The organism is Bradyrhizobium sp. USDA 4516 (genome assembly GCF_054055915.1).
In genome coordinates this window covers 1,757,581-1,774,440 of sequence record NZ_JBSRXT010000001.1, presented here as the reverse complement: position 1 = coordinate 1,774,440, position 16,860 = coordinate 1,757,581, and the positions used below count along the sequence as shown (strand labels likewise).

Genomic DNA, 16,860 nt, shown 5'->3' with positions numbered 1-16,860 from the left:
GGGTGTTACCAGCTCAGGACTGATCGAAACGGGGTCCAATATTCTCGAGGTCCTCAACGGAGGCTCGGCAGTTTCGACGGGGCTATCTGGCGGCGGCCAACTCTTGGTCGACTCCGGCGGCTACGCGGTCCGCACCGCGATTTCTAGCGGCGGCAGTGCCGTCATCAGCGCAGGTGGCGGGGCCGATCATCTCACCGTCTCGAACGGCGGCACGCTCAACGTGGCCGGCATGGTCAACAGCAATACCGCCGTGTTGACCGGCGGTGTCGAGAATGTCCTGTCCGGCGGGTTCATCTCCGGCGCGAGCGGATCGGGGACCGGAATTTCGGGTGGCACGGTCAACCTGCTGGCTGGCGGCTCGGCCGCCTTCGTCGGGGTGTCGAGCGGCGGCACCTTCAACGTAATGGGCAAGGTGCTCAGCAACGTTGGTATCTACACCGGCGGCGTGGAGAACGTCTCCTCGGGTGGTTTTATCTCCGGCAACAACAGTGCCGGCACCGGCGTTTCCGGCGGCACCCTGAATCTGTTGGCAGGCGGCTCGGCCGCCTATGTCGCCGTCTCGAACGGCGGTGTCTTCAACGTCGCGGGCACGGTGCTGAGCACCGTCGGGGTGTATAGCGGCGGCGTAGAGAACGTGCTGTCGGGCGGCGTGGTCCTCGGCGTGTCCGGAGGCTTCGGCACCGCGATCTCCGGCGGCACGGTGAACGTGCAGACGGGCGGGTCGGCGACCGCAATGTTCGTCTATGCCGGCGGTGCGCTGAATGACAGCGGCGTCGTCACCAACCAGTTCGTGCTCAGCGGCGGCGTCGAAACCGTTTCGTCCGGCGGTCTTGCGTCGGGGGCGCAAATCTCGGCCGGCGGTCTGCTCGACGTTCTCGCCGGGGGCTCGGCGACGGGTATCGGCGATGCCGGGAGGGTGATCATCGAGGCCGGCGGCATTGCCGACCACATCCTGGTTTCGTCCGGCGGCGTGCTCAGCGTCGGCGGCACCATTACCAGCAATACCGGCGTGTTGGCCGGCGGCGTCGAGACTGTCTTGTCCGGCGGGCTCATCTCCGGTGCGGCCGGCTCCGGAACGGGAATTTCGGGCGGCACGATCAACCTGCAGGCTGGCGGATCGGCCTTCTACGTCGGCGTTTCGAGCGGCGGCACGTTCAACGTGTCCGGTTATGTGGGCGCAGGGTCCGTATACAACGGAGGCGTGGAAACCGTTTATTCGGGTGGGCTGATCTCGGGTGGCGCTGGAATCGGAACAGGGGTCTCTGCCGGCGGCACGCTGACCGTACTCGCGGGCGGCTCGGCCGCATGGGTGGGCGTTTCGAGTGGCGGCATTTTCAACGTGTCCGGCACCTTCCTCAACAATGGCGGCGTCTTTGCCGGCGGCGTGGAGAACGTCTATTCGGGCGGTCTGATCTCGGGCGCGAGCGGATCCGGAACGGGAATTTCGGGCGGCACGCTCAACCTGTTCGCGGGCGGCTCGGCCGCCTTCGTCGGCGTATCGAGCGGCGGCACGTTCAACGTGGCGGGCACAGTGCTGAGCAACGTCTCTGTCAACAGCGGCGGTGTCGAGAACATTCTTTCGGGTGGTGTTGTCACCGGCGTCACGAGCTCGGGGACGGGCATATCCGGCGGTACCGTCAACGTATTTGGCGGCGGCGCGCTGGATCACGCGACGGTTTCCAGCGGCGGCGTTCTGAACATCTCTGCCGGTGGCACGGCGCACCACCTGACGGTGTCGGGCGGCGGCACCATGAATGTCAGAGGCACAACCACCAGCAACGTGCTGGTCACGGACGGTGGTGTCGAGAACGTGCTGTCCGGAGGACTGATCTCCGGGACTTCCGGCTCCGGGACTGTCATTTCCTCCGGCGGCATCGTGAACCTGCAAGCCGGCGGTGCTGCGGCCTATCTGACCGTTTCGAGCGGCGGCACGTTCAATGTGTCGGGCACCGTGCTCAGCAATGTGACCGTTTCTGCCGGTGGCGTTGAGAACGTCTTCTCGGGTGGTATTGTCGGCGGCGCGTCAGGCTCCGGGACGTCCATTTCCGGCGGCACACTCAACGTCCTTGCGGGCGGTTCACTTGCTCACGTGACGGCCTGGAGCGGTGGCGCTCTGAACGTTTCGGCCGGCGGTACCGCGCACAACATCACGGTGTCGAGTGGCGGCACCATGAGTGTTGCCGGCACGATCACTAGCAACACGACGATCACCGACGGCGGTGTCGAGAACGTGCTGTCCGGCGGCCTGATCTCCGGGGCGTCGAGTGCGGCGACCGTCATTTCCGCGGGCGGCATACTGAACGTTCAGGCCGGTGGTTCGGCTGCTCACGTCGGCGTGTCGAGCGGCGGTACCTTCAATGTCGCGGGCAATGTGCTGAGCAATACAGCAGTCTTCAGCGGTGGCGTCGAGAACGTCTTGTCCGGAGGATCGATCTCAGGGGCGAGCGGATCGGGGACTGGGGTTTCGGGCGGTACCTTGAACTTGTCCGCTGGCGCCACGGCTTCCTTTGTCGGCGTGTATAACGGCGGCATCTTCAATGTTGCGGGCACCGTGCTGAGAAATAACGGCGTCAATGCCGGCGGTGTCGAGAATGTGTTGTCTGGCGGCCTGATCACCGGCGCCATCAGCTCCGGGACCGGCGTCAACTCGGGCGGCGTACTGAACGTCCAGGCCGGCGGCTCGGCGGCGTTCGTCGCCGTTTCGAGCGGCGGCACGCTCAACGTGTCGGGCACCGTGCTCAGCACGGTCGGCGTCTATACCGGCGGCGTCGAGAATGTCTTCTCGGGTGGTGTCGTCACCGGCACATCGGTCTCCGGCACGGGCACGGGCATAGCCGGCGGCACGGTCAACGTATTCTCGGGCGGTGCGCTGGCCCACGCGGGGGTGTCCAGCGGCGGCGTCCTGAATGTTTTCGCCGGCGCTACGGTGCACGACGTCGGGGTGTCGAGCGGCGGCACGTTCAACGTTGCCGGCACGGTGACCAGCCACGTCGCGGTATTTGCCGGCGGCACCGAGATCGTATCGTCGGGCGGCTCCACGGGGCCGGTCATCATTTCCGGCGGCTTGCTCGAATTGCAGGCCGGGAGCGTCGCGAGCGGCGGCATCAGCTTCAGCGGCTCGGGCGGGCAGCTCAAGATCGATGGCACGTCGATATCCACCACCATCAGCGGGCTGGTGCTGGGCGACAGCATCGATCTGGCAGGCCTCAATTTCGTATCCGGCGGATCGGCGATCTTGCTTCCGGGCAATATCCTGCATGTCACGGAGGGGGCTTCCACCTTCGACCTGCAGCTCGATCAGACGCCCGGCGTGCGGTTCGGCGTCAGCGCGGATTCCGGCACCGGCACGCTGATCACGGCGCGTGCCGACAGCGCGCCGGTCACGTCCGCGTCCGACATACACGCAACCCTTGGCCAGAGCTTTGTAGCGGCTTCCAGCCTCTTCAGCGTGTCGGACGCCGACGGCGATACGATCACCCAATACGCGTTCTGGGACACCGAGGGCAACGGACATTGGGCCATCAATGGTGTCACCCAGGCCACCAACACCGAGATCGATGTGTCCGCGGCGAACCTGTCGCAGGTCAGCTACGTATTTGGTCCCACTGGATCGACGGACTCGCTCTACGTGCGGGCCAATGACGGCACGCTTTGGGGCGGCTGGACCAAATTTTCGGCAACGGCATTTGCGGACACCGCACCGACCGTGAACGCAAACAACGTCACTGCAGCGCACGGTCAGACATCGGTTGCCGCATCGAGCCTGTTCACGGTGTCCGATCCGGATCCCGATACGATGACCCAGTTCGCCTTCTGGGACACCGGCGGAAACGGCCATTGGGTGGTGAATGGTGTTGCCCAGGCCGCCGGCGTCGAGATCGATGTTCCGGCGTCGCAGCTGTCGCAGGTGAGCTACGTCTTCGGGCCGACAGGGTCGGCCCCTGACACGCTGTATATCAGGGCGAATGACGGGACATTGTGGGGAGGTTGGAAGAGCTTCACGGCAACGCCGGGACCCGATCGGCCTCCGGTCGTCACAGCGCCGAACCTGACTGGAAGCCACCTGCAGCAGTCGGTTCCCGCGACCAGCATCTTCACGGCCACGGATCCAGACGGCGATCCGATCACCCAGTACGCCCTTTGGGACACCGGTGGCAACGGCCACTGGGTGGTGAACGGTGTCGCCCAATCCGCCGGCGTCGAGATCGATGTCTCTGCAGCGCAGCTGTCGCAGGTGAGCTACGTGTTCGGCCCTGGCGGCTCAGCGCCCGATACGCTCTACGTGCGGGCCAGCGACGGAATGTTGTGGGGAGCCTGGACGGCTTTCACGGCGATGCCGGGACCCGACACTGCTCCGGTCGTTACCGCATCGAACGTGAAGGCGGCCCATGGGCAGACGTCGGCGCTCGCCTCGAGCCTGTTCGGGGTCACCGATGCCGAGAGCGATACGATCACTCAGTATGCGTTCTGGGACACCGGCGGAAACGGCCACTGGGTTGTGAATGGCGTTGCCCAGGCTGCCAACACCGAGATCGATGTGAGCGCGGCGAACCTGTCGCAGGTGAGCTACGTGTTCGGTCCGGGCGGCTCGACGCCCGATACGCTCTGGGTGCGGGCCAATGACGGCAGCCTGTGGAGCGCGTGGAAGAGCTTCACGGCAACACCAGGCGACGACACTGCTCCGGTCGTTACCGCATCGAACGTGAAGGCGGCCCATGGGCAGACGTCGGCGCTTGCCTCGAGCCTGTTCGGGGTCACCGATGCCGAGAGCGATACGATCACCCAGTACGCGTTCTGGGACACCGGAGGAAACGGCCACTGGGTGGTGAATGGCGTTGCCCAGGCCGCCAACACCGAGATCGATGTGAGCGCGGCGAACCTGTCGCAGGTGAGCTACGTGTTCGGCCCCGGCGGTTCGACGCCCGATACGCTCTGGGTGCGGGCCAATGACGGCAGCATGTGGGGAGCCTGGAAGAGCTTCACGGCAACACCGGGTGATGACACCGCTCCGGTCGTCACCGCATCGAACGTGAAGGCGGCCCATGGGCAGACGTCGGCGCTCGCCTCGAGCCTGTTCACGGTTTCGGATGCCGAGAGCGATACCATCACCCAATACGCCTTCTGGGATACGGGCGGGAACGGCCACTGGGTTGTGAATGGCGTTGCCCAGGCTGCCAACACCGAGATCGATGTGAGCGCGGCGAACCTGTCGCAGGTGAGCTACGTGTTCGGCCCCGGCGGTTCGACGCCCGATACGCTCTGGGTGCGGGCCAATGACGGCAGCATGTGGGGAGCCTGGAAGAGCTTCACGGCAACACCGGGTGATGACACCGCTCCGGTCGTTACCGCATCGAACGTGAAGGCGGCCCATGGGCAGACGTCGGCGCTCGCCTCGAGCCTGTTCACGGTTTCGGATGCCGAGAGCGATACCATCACCCAATACGCCTTCTGGGATACGGGCGGGAACGGCCACTGGGTTGTGAATGGCGTTGCCCAGGCTGCCAACACCGAGATCGATGTGAGCGCGGCGAACCTGTCGCAGGTGAGCTACGTGTTCGGCCCCGGTGGTTCGACGCCCGATACGCTCTGGGTTAAGGCCAATGACGGTAGCATGTGGAGTGTGTGGAAGAGCTTCACGGCAACACCGGGTGATGACACCGCTCCGGTCGTCACCGCATCGAACGTGAAGGCGGCCCATGGGCAGACGTCGGCGCTCGCCTCGAGCCTATTCGGGGTCACCGATGCCGAGAGCGATACCATCACCCAATACGCGTTCTGGGACACCGGCGGGAACGGCCACTGGGTTGTGAATGGCGTTGCCCAGGCTGCCAACACCGAGATCGATGTGAGCGCGGCGAACCTGTCGCAGGTGAGCTACGTCTTCGGCCCCGGCGGTTCGACGCCCGATACGCTCTGGGTGCGGGCCAATGACGGCAGCATGTGGGGAGCCTGGAAGAGCTTCACGGCAACGCCGGGTGATGACACCGCTCCGGTCGTTACCGCGTCGAACGTGAAGGCGGCCCATGGGCAGACGTCGGCGCTCGCCTCGAGCCTGTTCACGGTTTCGGATGCCGAGAGCGATACCATCACCCAATACGCCTTCTGGGATACGGGCGGGAACGGCCACTGGGTTGTGAATGGCGTTGCCCAGGCTGCCAACACCGAGATCGATGTGAGCGCGGCGAACCTGTCGCAGGTGAGCTACGTGTTCGGCCCCGGTGGTTCGACGCCCGATACGCTCTGGGTTAAGGCCAATGACGGTAGCATGTGGAGTGTGTGGAAGAGCTTCACGGCAACGCCGGGACCCGACACCGCTCCGGTCGTTACCGCATCGAACGTGACCGGGATTCACGGCCATTCAATCGCGGCCTCGAGCCTGTTCGGGGTCACCGATGCCGAGAGCGATACGATCACCCAGTACGCCTTCTGGGACACCGGCGGGAACGGCCATTGGGTTGTGAACGGTGTCGCCCAGGCCGCCAACTCCGAGATCGATGTGAGCGCGGCCAACCTGTCACAGGTGAGCTACGTCTTCGGCCCCGGTGGCTCGCCATCGGATACGCTCTGGGTTAAGGCCAATGACGGCAGCATGTGGAGCGCCTGGAAGAGCTTCACGGCCACCGCAACGAACCAGGCGCCGACAGTCTCGGTCTCGAACGTGACGACAGTCTCGGGGCAGGTCTTCGCGGCTTCGAGCCTGGTCAGCGCGACGGACGCGGATGGCGATACCATCACGAAATATGCGTTGTGGGATTCCAACACGAACGGGCGTTGGAATGTCAACGGCGTGAACCAGTCTGCGAATACAGAGATCGACGTCACTTCGGCACAACTTGCCCAGACGACCTATCAGGCCGGTTCCGGCACCGACCAGCTCTGGATTCGGGCCTATGACGGCATCGCATGGGGAGCGTGGCAGCCGTTCTACGCGACCGGAGAGAGCCCCAGCACTGCCACCATCGCAGCGGGTACCACCCTGGAATTGACGGGGGCTTCGAACGCCGCCGTTACGTTCCTGGGCAGCACGGGGACGCTGAAGCTCGACAATTCCGCGAGCTTCACCGGAACTGTCGCCGGGATGTCCGGTTCGGACACGATCGATTTCGCGAACATCAATTTCGCGAACGTTCAAACGCCGACCTTCACCGGAAACGCCTCGGGCGGAACGCTCACGGTGACGGACGGCACTGTCACCGCCAGCATTGCGCTGCTGGGCAACTACATGGCTTCCACATTCACGGCCTCGAGCGACGGCCATGGTGGTACCTCGGTCGTCGATCCGCCGGCGATGCAGGTCAGTCAGCTTGCGCAGCCGCAGCATGCGTAAGGGCTTGAGATAGGCGGCTGTGGAGGGCCCTCCGCAACCAAGATCGCTCAACCGGCAAAGATGAAAAGGCCCGCCTCCTGGCGGGCCTTTTTCGTGCCTTGCAGCGCTTCCGCGACGCCGCGCGACACCTAACGCCTGGTTGCTCAGTACCTGATCACAGCGACGAGCCGTTACAGGCTGCTTCGACCGCCTGGTCGTCCACATTCGGGTCGGCCGCGGCGGTGGCCCAGGCGAGCTCGACGAGGGTCACGATCCGCCGGCCGGCACCGTCGAGCTGGCAGACGATCAGGCCTTGTTCTTCGATGTAGGTCAGAAGATGCCGGGCACGGCGCAGCGAATGCGTGCCGTAGGCGCGGGCGATCGCGGCATCGCTCGGGCACGGCCAGCCCTCCTTCGCGGCGCGGGCGATCATCATGAAGACGCCCTGCATGTCCTCGGGCAACAGCGCGGCACGCAACGAGACGTCCTGCCAGGCGTCGTCCTCCGCGACATCAGCGCCGAGCCCGGCGCGGGCGCGCGTCAGCATCCGGCGGAAATCGGTCAGCTCCGGCACCACGGCACCGAGACCCTCGATGCGGCAGCGGACCACGAACTCCTGATAGAGCACGCCGATGGCGCGGAAGCCGGCGTCGGGCTCGGCGAGGATAGCGCGCAGGATACGGTCCAACCGTTCACGCCGCTCGGCCAATTGCTCGGCGCTCGGCGGCGGCTCCGCAGCTTCGGGATCTGGCTCCGGTGCCGGCTGCTTGGCGGCCATCAACTGGCTGAGCAGGTCCGGCGACGGCGTCCGGCGCTGCGGCCGCACCGCTTCCGGCGGCGGAGCGGCGAGGATGATCGCGCGTGCGTCCTCCAGTGCCGCTTCAGGCAGCGGCATCAACCGCGGCGCTGCGTTGCGCGGCTGGGTGTCGGTCGGACCGATGCGCAAGCCCAGCGGACGGCGGGAGAGCGCAGGTCCCAGCGCCATGAATTGTCCGCGCTCGAGGTCGCGGAAGGCTTCCGCCTGCCGCCGTTCCATGCCGAGCAGGTCGGCGGCGCGCGCCATGTCGATATCGAGGAAGGTACGGCCCATCAGGAAGTTCGACGCTTCGGCCGCGACATTCTTGGCGAGCTTCGCCAGCCGCTGGGTTGCGATGATCCCGGCGAGCCCGCGCTTGCGACCGCGGCACATCAAATTGGTCATTGCACCGAGCGAAAGCTTGCGCGCCTCGTCGGACACCTCGCCCGCGACCGCCGGCGCGAACAGCTGCGCCTCGTCCACCACCACCAGCATCGGATACCAGTGGTCGCGGGCGACGTCGAACAGCCCGCCGAGGAAGGCCGCGGCGCGCCGCATCTGGTTCTCGGCGTCGAGTCCTTCGAGATTGAGCACCGTGGAGACGCGATGGATGCGCACGCGCTCGCCGGCGACCTGCAGGCTGCGCTCGGTGTGGTCCTCGGCGTCGATGACGAGGTGGCCAAATCGTTCGGCCAGGGTGACGAAATCACCTTCAGGATCGATGATGGTCTGCTGCACCCAGGGGGCGCTCTGTTCCAATAGCCGGCGCAGCAGATGGGATTTGCCGGAACCCGAGTTGCCCTGCACCAGCAGGCGTGTCGCCAATAGCTCCTCGAGGTCGATGGCCGCCGAAGTGCCGGCCGTCGTTTGTCCCATCTCGATCGCTACGGTCATGTCCCGACTCAAATTGCCCTTGCGGAGAGGCGGCTTAACAAGCTGATCGCGCCGCGTCGAGCGAACCGCACCATCATCCCCAGGCGCGGCCGGGAGGCGGACGGTGTTGATGCTCGCCGGACGAGATGAAGATTGATCGAGCCACTACAACGTGTTTAGCTTGCATGTCTGATGTAGATTTTTTCGAACCAGTTCCTGTTCAGCTGCGCGATCCGGCCCGATTCGGACCCGCTCTTATTCGATCAGCCCGTCGAACTCTCAGCCCGTCGAACTCAATGTCTGAGTTCAACTACGACGCATTCATTTCCTACATTCTTCCCGATCCAAACGGGATTGATCCCAGCTTGCAAGGCTCGCGTTGTCGAAGGCATCCGCCAAAAATCGAAGGTTTCACGGATCTTATCCCCGCTCACGCGCGCATGTGGCGGAGCGATCCTGATGTCGGGAGCGAGATCGCGTAAATCTTTCCGGCGTCGGTATTGATCTTTGCCGTTATCGCGTTCGGGCAGGTCTCGGCGCCCCTCGGCGACGGGATCTGGGACCAGGCCTCCTGGCTCGCACTTGCCGTGCCGCTGGTCATCATCGCTTTCTACATTTTCCGGCGTTCCGTGCGTGCTTCGTAGAAGGAGCGGGCGTTCGCAGTGACGTCGATGTGATCGGCGTCGCTATTCTCATGCCGGATACCTCCGTCCCGTTTGCCGGTGGTGTCTCGGCGCGCAAACCTCGTCGTAGTCCGCCGCACAAAAGAAACGTGCGAGGAAACATGACTGAGAGCATCGTTGATGCCGTAGCGCCGTCGGTCGCGGCGCCTGGCGCAGTGTCGCCGCGAAAAGTGTTTTGGGCGACCTGGTTCGGCTGGATGCTCGATGGCTTCGATTCCTCGATGTACGCCTACATCCTGGTCGGCGCGTTGAGCGAATTGCTGCCCGCCAGCGGCATCGAGCCGAGCAAGGCCAATATCGGCATCTATGGCGGGCTGTTGTTTTCGATCTTCATGCTGGGCTGGGCCTGCTCGATGGTCTGGGGCTGGGCTGCGGATCGTTACGGACGGGTCCGGATCATGTGCTGGACGGTGCTGGTCTACTCGCTGTTCACGGCGCTATGCGGGCTTGCGACCGGTATCGTGATGTTCGCATTGTTTCGCTTTGTTGCCGGCTTCGGAATCGGCGGCGAATGGGCCGCGGGCACGCCGCTGCTGCAGGAATCCGTGCCGGAGAATACGCGGGTGCGGCTCGCCGGATGGCTGCACACGGCGACGCCGACCGGGCTGTTCCTCGCCGCCGCCGTGACGCTTGCGATCGGCAGCACGCTCGGCTGGCGCGGCATGTTCCTGCTCGGCATTCTGCCCGCGCTGCTGATCGCGTATCTGCGCAGCAACATTCCCGAACCCGAGCGCAGGGCTGCGCACGAGCAGCCGTCGGTCGCGGCCTTGTTTGCCGGCGACCAGGCGCGCACCACCTGGGCCGCGGCGCTGATGATGGCCTGCATCATCTTCGGCCTTTGGTCGTCGAACTTCTGGGCCCCGACCGTGATCTCGACCAAGCTGGTCGCCGCGGGCGCGACGCCGGCGCATGCGCAAGAGATGGGCGCGGTGGCCGGCCTGATCACCAATGTCGGCACGCTGATCGGCTGCCTCCTTGTACCATGGCTAACGACCTGGCTCGGCAGCCGGCGCCGCACCGCGGTGCTGTTCTTCGTCGGCGGGCTGATCTCCGTCGTGGTCTCCTATGAGGTCGCGATCGAATGGCTCGACAGCCTGACGCTGTTCATGGTGCTGCTGCCGGTGCTCGGCTTCTTCACCAATGGTGTGTTCGGCCTGTTCACGATCTGGCTGCCGGAGATGTTTCCTTCGGCGCTGCGCGGCTCGGGCTCCGGCTTCGCCTTCAGCATGGGCCGCGTGCTCGGCGCCGCCGGCCCGACCCTGATCGGCGCGCTCGCCGCCCGCACCGGCAGCTTCCCGCTGGCGATTTCGATGCTGTCGCTGATCTATGTAGTCGGCCTGCCGCTGATCGCCCTGGCGCCGGAGACGGCCGGCAAGCCGCTGGCGAGATAGCAGGCTACTTTGCACGTTGCGCGCGGCTTCGGCCGCGCGCCGTCACTTACTCCGCCGGCTTCGCGGTCGCTGGCGTCTGCGCGGCCACGGGCGTCTGCGCAGCTACGGGTACCTTCGCGGGCGCCTTGTCGACCTTCTTCGACCAGGAGCGGTAATAGGCGAGTGCGGTCATCAGCACGATGCCAACAATGCTGACCGCGATCTGCATCCAGATGCTGCCGGAGACCTCGACCAGCAGCACATGCGCGATGACCGCGAGGAAAACGCCGGTGCAGAACACTTCGAGCGACTGCTGGCCGCATTTGATGATCGGCTGGAAGATCGGCCATTCATATCCGGGCCATTCGCGCGGCAGGAAGCGGGTGACGAAGAAGGCGAGGACGATGAAGTGCAGCACGCGATAAGGCGCAAGGTTGGTCTTGTCGTTCGGATTGAAGGCGTCATAGAGCCAGGCCGGCATCGCCTGTCCGAGCTCCGGGAAGCGGCCCGCCAAGGTCATGACCAGCGCGAACAGCAGATAGGCGCCGCCGAGCCAAAGGAAGGCGCGCGAGCGGATGAACGTGATCGATTCGCTCGCGCCGCCGAGCGCGAACCAGCCGCCGAACACGAACAGGAACTGCCAGCAGAACGGATTGAAATACCATGAGCCGGACGGATAGGCCGGCAGGTTCCAGCCGAATTGCCGCGCCGCGAGATAGAGCAGGAACGAGGCCAGCAGCGTCAGATTGAGCTTGCGCAGCATCGCCCACAGCACCAGCGGATAGCACAGCATCAGCGCTATATAGAGCGGCAGCACATCCATGTTGACCGGTTTGAACGCCAGGATCAGGCCCTGATAGAGCGTCTCGGCCGGATTGTGCATGAAGCCCGCGACGTTGAATTCGTCCTGCAGGTTCGGGTCGTGGTAGCGCTGGGAGAGATAGCCGATCTCGGCGATATAGATCACGAACAGCAGGACGTGGGCGACATAGATCTGCCAGGCGCGCTTGATCAGGCGGGTGGCGCCGATCACGGTGCCGCGCTCGAGCATCATGCGCGCATAGACGAAGGATGCGGTGTAGCCGGAGATGAACACGAACAGATCGGCCGCGTCGCTGAAGCCGAAATTCTTCTGAGTGATCCAGTTCACCGCGTTGTTCGGGATGTGATCGAGATAGATCGCCCAGTTGGCGAAGCCGCGCAGCAGATCGAGGCGATAGTCGCGGCCACGCGGCGGCAGAACAGCCTTGACGTCCATCGGTACGCTCCCATCCCGAGTGCCCGCGTGTCCGGTCGCGGGTCGCCCACGACGTCATACTAGAACAGGATTTCGACAGTTGTGTATTGGTTTTCCGGAAACGGATCGCCGCCACAGCCGGCCAAACAGCGATGAATTTGGATCAAATCGTTCGCGCCGCGAACCACGCGGTGCGTAGGATGGGTAGAGCGAAGCGAAACCCATCGCTCCGTGTCGACCTGGCGAATGATGGGTTTCGCTTCGCTCTACCCATTCTACGAGAGCCGGCCGCGCACCGGCGCGGCTAACGCTGCACAAACCCGTTATGCAGCGTGGTGAACAGCGCCTTGCCCTTCTTCACCAGATCGTATTTGCGGCCGTAAAGCAGCCAGACCGCGGTGAGGTGGCACATCCCGCCCATCATCAGCGACATCGCAGTGTAGGGATCGAGATTGCGGTGATAGGTGCCGGCGCGGCTCGCCTGCTTGATCAGCTGCACATAGCGCAGCGCGTATCTGTCGACCGCCTTCTTGATCCGCGGTTCGGCGGCAAGCACGCTCGGCCAGATCTCGAGGAAGAACACCCGGCCCCAGCTCGGGTTGTCCTTGATGTACTGGAAGTTGGTGAGGAAGATGATGCGGAGCTGCTCGACGGGATCGCCACCCTTGAGCAGCAGCGGCTCGGTCTTCTGATACAGCGCCTCGAAATTGCCCTCGGGCACATCGAGCACCAGCGCGCGCTTGTCCTCGAAATAATCATAGATGCTGGAGAGCGGTACTTTCGCCGCGGCGGCGACCTCGGTGAGCGAGGTTCCGTCGATGCCTTTTTCGCCAAACAGCTTGGTGGCCGCCGTGAGGATCTGCTCGCGCCGGTCGCGGCTGCGTTGCTGCTTGAGCTTGAGTGTCGTCCCCGAAGCCACGGTGGTCTCCAAGAGCGTTTTCGCGCGAAGTGGATACCGGTTCGCGCAAGGAAGACGCGTCAAAGCAGGAATCTCATCCCCGTAAAAACAGTAAGGCAGCGGGATCGGAACACAAGTGCTATTGCGACGGGATACAGCGGTAAAGCCTGCGGGTCAGACCGGCGCGTTCCGCCGCTCATGTGTGCGGAACGCGTTGCGGGCAATGATCTGGCGCATGATCTCGGAGGTGCCGTCTAGAATGCGGACCACCCGCGTTTCCCGCCAGATGCGCTCGATCGGCAGGCCTCTTGAATAACCGGCACCGCCGAACAGCTGCATGGTCGTGTCGGCGACGCGCTGCACCATGTCGGCGCCGGTATATTTGGAGAGCGCTGCCGCGGCGGTGCGGGCGGCGGCATCGCCCTGGTCGTAACGCCAGGCTGCCTCATAGGCGACAAGCCGCGCGGCATGCAGCGAACTCGCCATGTCGGCGATCTGCCACTCGATGCCCTGATGGTCGCGCAGCTTGCGTCCGAACGTCTCGCGCTCCGAGACATGGTCGAGCGCGTAGCCCAGCAGCTGGCTCGCCGCGCCGACGCAATAGGCGCCCCAATGGGTGCGCCCGGCATCCAGGCACCGCATCGCGATGGCGAATCCTTCGCCCTCCTGTCCCAGCAGATTCTCGCGCGGAATACGGCAATCCTCGAAGATCACTTCGGCGTGCTCCGAGCCGCGTCCGGCAGCCATCTCGACCAGGCGGCCGATGGCAAGGCCCGGCGTCTTTGCGTCGACGACAAAGGCCGCGATGCCCTTGGCGCCGGCGGAGGGATCGAGCGTGGCGAACACCGTGAAGACGCCGGCCGCGGGCGCATTGGTGATATAGGTCTTGCGGCCGTCGAGCACGTAATGATCGCCGTCCCGCCGCGCTCGGGTCTGGATCCGGGCGGCATCGGATCCGGCATTCGGTTCGGTCAGCGCGAACGCGCCGATCACCCGTCCGCTGGCGAGCTCCGGCAGCCATCGGTCGCGAACCGCCGGCTGCGCGTAGAGCTCGATCGCCTTCGAGCCGATGTGAACGTTGACCCCGCTCAGATAGTAGAAGGCGGTGTGGGCCTTCGCGAGCTCCTCGATCGCGATGCAGCTGCCCAGCATCGTGAGGCCGAGGCCGCCGAATTGCTTCGGCTTGTTGGTGCCGAACAATCCCATCCTGCGCAGGCCGGCCATGGCGCTGTCCGGCACCTTGCCGGTCGCCTCGATCGCGGCATCGTGCGGCTGTAGCTCGCTGCGCACGAATTCACGCATCCGGCCTTGCAGAACGCGGAGGTCGTCGGGAAGCTCAAAATGCATCGCCGGCACCAAAAGTCGAATAATCTTCGAAAAATGTTGCGCCGCCTTCCGGCAGATGTCAAGGTTTTGCGGAAGTTCCGGAGAATACGGCATGCTCGCAGGCTTGATGCAGCAGGTCCCGCTCACCCTCAATCTGGTGAGGGACGTGTCGCGGATCTCTATCCGAACAAGACGGTGACGACGCGGTATTGCGACCGCGTCCATGTCATCAGCTATGCGGAGCTGCTCGGCCGCGCGGGCCAGCTCGCCAACTTCCTCGCCGAGATCGGCGTCGAGCGCGGCATGCGCGTTGCCACGCTGGCCTGGAACTCGCGCCGTCACCTCGAGCTTTATCTCGCCGTGCCCTGCATGGGCGCGGTGCTGCACACCATCAATGCGCGCCTGCACGCGCTTGATATCGCAAGACTGCTCGCCCACGCCGAGGATCGGGTGCTGTTCGTCGATCGTTCGATCTGGCGAACCGTCGGGACGGAGATCGAGCTGCGCAACACGTTTGAAGCTCACTAAACGCTTCAACCCATCTTCCGACCATCGCATCTTCCGCCGCAACTTTGTCCACTTGTTACGGGACAAAACCACGAGTTGTGGACTGGCGACCTGTCGCTTTGGGGAGAAGATCATGCCACGTTCGTTTCAATCCAATTATTCCGTTCGGCTCTTCCTCGGCCTCGCCGCCGCCCTCACGATCGGGCCTGCCTCGCCGGTATCAGCGCAACAGGCCTCCGGCACCGCGCTGGCCCGCGTGCTCGTGCTCGGTACCGGCGGCACCATCGCGGGGCAGGCCAGCGCACGCGCCGGCAACGCCTATGACTCAGGCAAGGTCAGCGCAGCCAACCTGGTCGCGGCGATCCCGGGCATCGACAAGCTCGCCCAGATGTCGGCCGAGCAGATTTCGTCGATCGGCTCGCAGGACATGAACGACAACGTGTGGTTCGACCTCGTCAAGCGCATCCGCGCGGCCATTGACGACAAGGAGGTCGACGGCGTCGTCATCACCCATGGCACCGACACGATGGAGGAGACCGCGTTCTTCCTGCAAAACGTACTCGACACCGACGTCCCGATCGTGCTGGTCGGATCGATGCGGCCCTCGACCGCGATCGGCGCCGACGGTCCGGCCAATCTCTACGAGGCGATGCGGGTCGCATCGGCCCCGGAATCCCGCGGCCGCGGCGTGCTCGTGGTGCTCAACGACACCATCCATGCCGCGCGCTGGGTGCAGAAGACCAACACCACCAGCGTCGAGACGTTCCGCTCGCTCGAAGCCGGCCCGGTCGGCTATGTCGACACCGGCTCGCTGCGCTTCCTGCAGCCGGCCGCACCCGTCAAGGCTGCCAGGTTGAAGCTGCCGGATGCGCCGCCCTTGCCGCGGGTCGACATCATCTATTCGCACGCCAACATGGACGCCGCTGAGGTCGAGGATGCGGTCAGGCGCGGCGCCAAGGGCATCGTGCTGGCCGGCGTCGGCGACGGCAATTCATCGAAGGGCGCGATCGATGCGCTGGCCGCCGCGGCGAAGCAGGGCGTCGTGGTGGTGCGTTCGACCCGGGTCGGCTCAGGCTTCGTCAACCGCAACGTCGAGGTCGAGGACGACAAGCTCGGCTTCGCGGTCTCGCTCGATCTCAACCCGCAGAAGGCGCGGGTATTGCTCGAGCTCCTGATCGCGAACGGCATCACCGAGCCGTCGGCGGTTCAACAGGCGTTCGCGCGGTAGACCACCGGTTTTGAGGCGCCGTCGGCTTCGCCTGCGCGGCCTTGTTCGCCGCGCGCCACGCTGGGAGCAGCAGGGCGCGCGCTTCCGCGATGCGCGACATCACGGTGGTGACGGGAATGCCGGTGACTTCGGCGATCTCCTTGTAGGAGAGATCGATCATCTCGCGCAGCGCGATGACCTCGCCGAGCGGGGCGGGCAGGTCATGGATGAGTTGCCGGATGGTCGGGGTGTCGCGCCGTTCCGGCGTTACATTGTTGCCGGAGGGTTTCCGGTCGAGTTTCTCTTGGCAGACGGCTTTGAGGATCGCGAGCAGCCACGGCCTGATGGCCGGGCCGCGAACGCCGTCGAACCGGCGCAGTGCGCGCCGATAGCATTCCTGCACGGCCAGTTCGGCGTCCGCCTCGGTCCGCATCAGGACCTGGGCGAACGCGTAGGCATCGTCGAGACACGGCAATGCAGCGTCGCGAAACTGCTGCGCCGTTTTATTCCCGGCTTTCGCACTTCGCATCATAGGGTTGCATCTCGTGAATAGCTTTACCGGCAATCGGCGCAGTGGTATCAGGCTCCGCGCCGGAGTCGTGGACCGTCGCGCCAAGCGTAGGGACAGGAACGACGTGCGCACACGACATGCGCGCG

10 protein-coding genes are annotated in these 16,860 nt (G+C 64.8%); 5 read left to right on the top strand and 5 right to left on the bottom strand.

All coding sequences use genetic code 11. From position 1 onward, the window contains the following. Window positions 1-103 precede the first annotated feature (103 nt). On the top strand, window positions 104-7,327 hold the full coding sequence (locus ACVI1L_RS08375; RefSeq protein ID WP_456782668.1) for a hypothetical protein: 7,224 nt from the start codon (window positions 104-106) through the stop codon (window positions 7,325-7,327). Window positions 7,328-7,481: 154 nt separating this feature from the next. On the opposite strand, the gene ACVI1L_RS08370 is transcribed toward ACVI1L_RS08375, so the two are convergent. Then, the gene (locus ACVI1L_RS08370) at window positions 7,482-8,996 is read right to left on the bottom strand and encodes an ATP-binding protein (RefSeq protein ID WP_076828111.1); all 1,515 of its coding nucleotides are present in this window, start codon (window positions 8,994-8,996) and stop codon (window positions 7,482-7,484) included. 479 nt (window positions 8,997-9,475) lie between these two features. Here ACVI1L_RS08370 and ACVI1L_RS08365 point away from each other — a divergent pair, with 479 nt between their 5' ends. Further along, the gene (locus ACVI1L_RS08365; RefSeq protein WP_168858401.1) at window positions 9,476-9,619 is read left to right on the top strand and encodes a hypothetical protein; all 144 of its coding nucleotides are present in this window, start codon (window positions 9,476-9,478) and stop codon (window positions 9,617-9,619) included. Between the two features lie 140 nt (window positions 9,620-9,759). Then, entirely contained in the window at window positions 9,760-11,049 is a 1,290-nt protein-coding gene (locus ACVI1L_RS08360; protein ID WP_057018169.1) for an MFS transporter, read from the top strand. A gap of 46 nt (window positions 11,050-11,095) precedes the next feature. Here the strand turns inward: ACVI1L_RS08360 and ACVI1L_RS08355 are convergent, their stop codons facing one another. The 3 genes from ACVI1L_RS08355 to ACVI1L_RS08345 all read right to left on the bottom strand — a co-directional run bounded on the left by ACVI1L_RS08355 (window position 11,096) and on the right by ACVI1L_RS08345 (window position 14,510). Beyond that, window positions 11,096-12,286 carry an OpgC domain-containing protein gene (locus ACVI1L_RS08355; RefSeq protein ID WP_057018168.1) on the bottom strand — a complete coding sequence of 397 codons (1,191 nt, stop codon included), beginning with the start codon at window positions 12,284-12,286 and terminating at the stop codon, window positions 11,096-11,098. Window positions 12,287-12,569: 283 nt separating this feature from the next. After that, window positions 12,570-13,184 (bottom strand): TetR/AcrR family transcriptional regulator, encoded by a 615-nt coding sequence (locus ACVI1L_RS08350; RefSeq protein ID WP_456782667.1) that lies wholly within the window; start codon window positions 13,182-13,184, stop codon window positions 12,570-12,572. A gap of 153 nt (window positions 13,185-13,337) precedes the next feature. Next, complete coding sequence (locus ACVI1L_RS08345) at window positions 13,338-14,510, bottom strand: acyl-CoA dehydrogenase family protein (RefSeq protein WP_456782666.1); 1,173 nt, start codon at window positions 14,508-14,510, stop codon at window positions 13,338-13,340. Here ACVI1L_RS08345 and ACVI1L_RS08340 point away from each other — a divergent pair. Both ACVI1L_RS08340 and ACVI1L_RS08335 read left to right on the top strand, forming a co-directional pair. Then, window positions 14,505-15,017 carry an AMP-binding protein gene (locus ACVI1L_RS08340; protein ID WP_456782665.1) on the top strand — a complete coding sequence of 171 codons (513 nt, stop codon included), beginning with the start codon at window positions 14,505-14,507 and terminating at the stop codon, window positions 15,015-15,017. The genes ACVI1L_RS08345 and ACVI1L_RS08340 overlap by 6 nt on opposite strands. Window positions 15,018-15,129: 112 nt before the next feature. Beyond that, window positions 15,130-16,224 carry an asparaginase gene (locus ACVI1L_RS08335; protein WP_456782664.1) on the top strand — a complete coding sequence of 365 codons (1,095 nt, stop codon included), beginning with the start codon at window positions 15,130-15,132 and terminating at the stop codon, window positions 16,222-16,224. Here ACVI1L_RS08335 and ACVI1L_RS08330 read toward each other — a convergent pair. Further along, window positions 16,184-16,735: a sigma factor-like helix-turn-helix DNA-binding protein gene (locus ACVI1L_RS08330; protein ID WP_244558823.1), complete on the bottom strand. Its 552-nt coding sequence runs from the start codon at window positions 16,733-16,735 to the stop codon at window positions 16,184-16,186. The genes ACVI1L_RS08335 and ACVI1L_RS08330 overlap by 41 nt on opposite strands. Window positions 16,736-16,860 lie beyond the last annotated feature (125 nt).

Bases quoted from the DNA above. Each gene is read 5' to 3' on its own strand.
- ACVI1L_RS08330 (WP_244558823.1), bottom strand. From the start codon at position 16,735: ATGATGCGAAGTGCGAAAGCCGGGAATAAAACGGCGCAGCAGTTTCGC.
- ACVI1L_RS08370 (WP_076828111.1), bottom strand. From the start codon at position 8,996: ATGACCGTAGCGATCGAGATGGGACAAACGACGGCCGGCACTTCGGCG.
- ACVI1L_RS08355 (WP_057018168.1), bottom strand. From the start codon at position 12,286: ATGGACGTCAAGGCTGTTCTGCCGCCGCGTGGCCGCGACTATCGCCTC.
- ACVI1L_RS08345 (WP_456782666.1), bottom strand. From the start codon at position 14,510: ATGCATTTTGAGCTTCCCGACGACCTCCGCGTTCTGCAAGGCCGGATG.
- ACVI1L_RS08340 (WP_456782665.1), top strand. From the start codon at position 14,505: ATGCATCGCCGGCACCAAAAGTCGAATAATCTTCGAAAAATGTTGCGC.
- ACVI1L_RS08335 (WP_456782664.1), top strand. From the start codon at position 15,130: ATGCCACGTTCGTTTCAATCCAATTATTCCGTTCGGCTCTTCCTCGGC.
- ACVI1L_RS08360 (WP_057018169.1), top strand. From the start codon at position 9,760: ATGACTGAGAGCATCGTTGATGCCGTAGCGCCGTCGGTCGCGGCGCCT.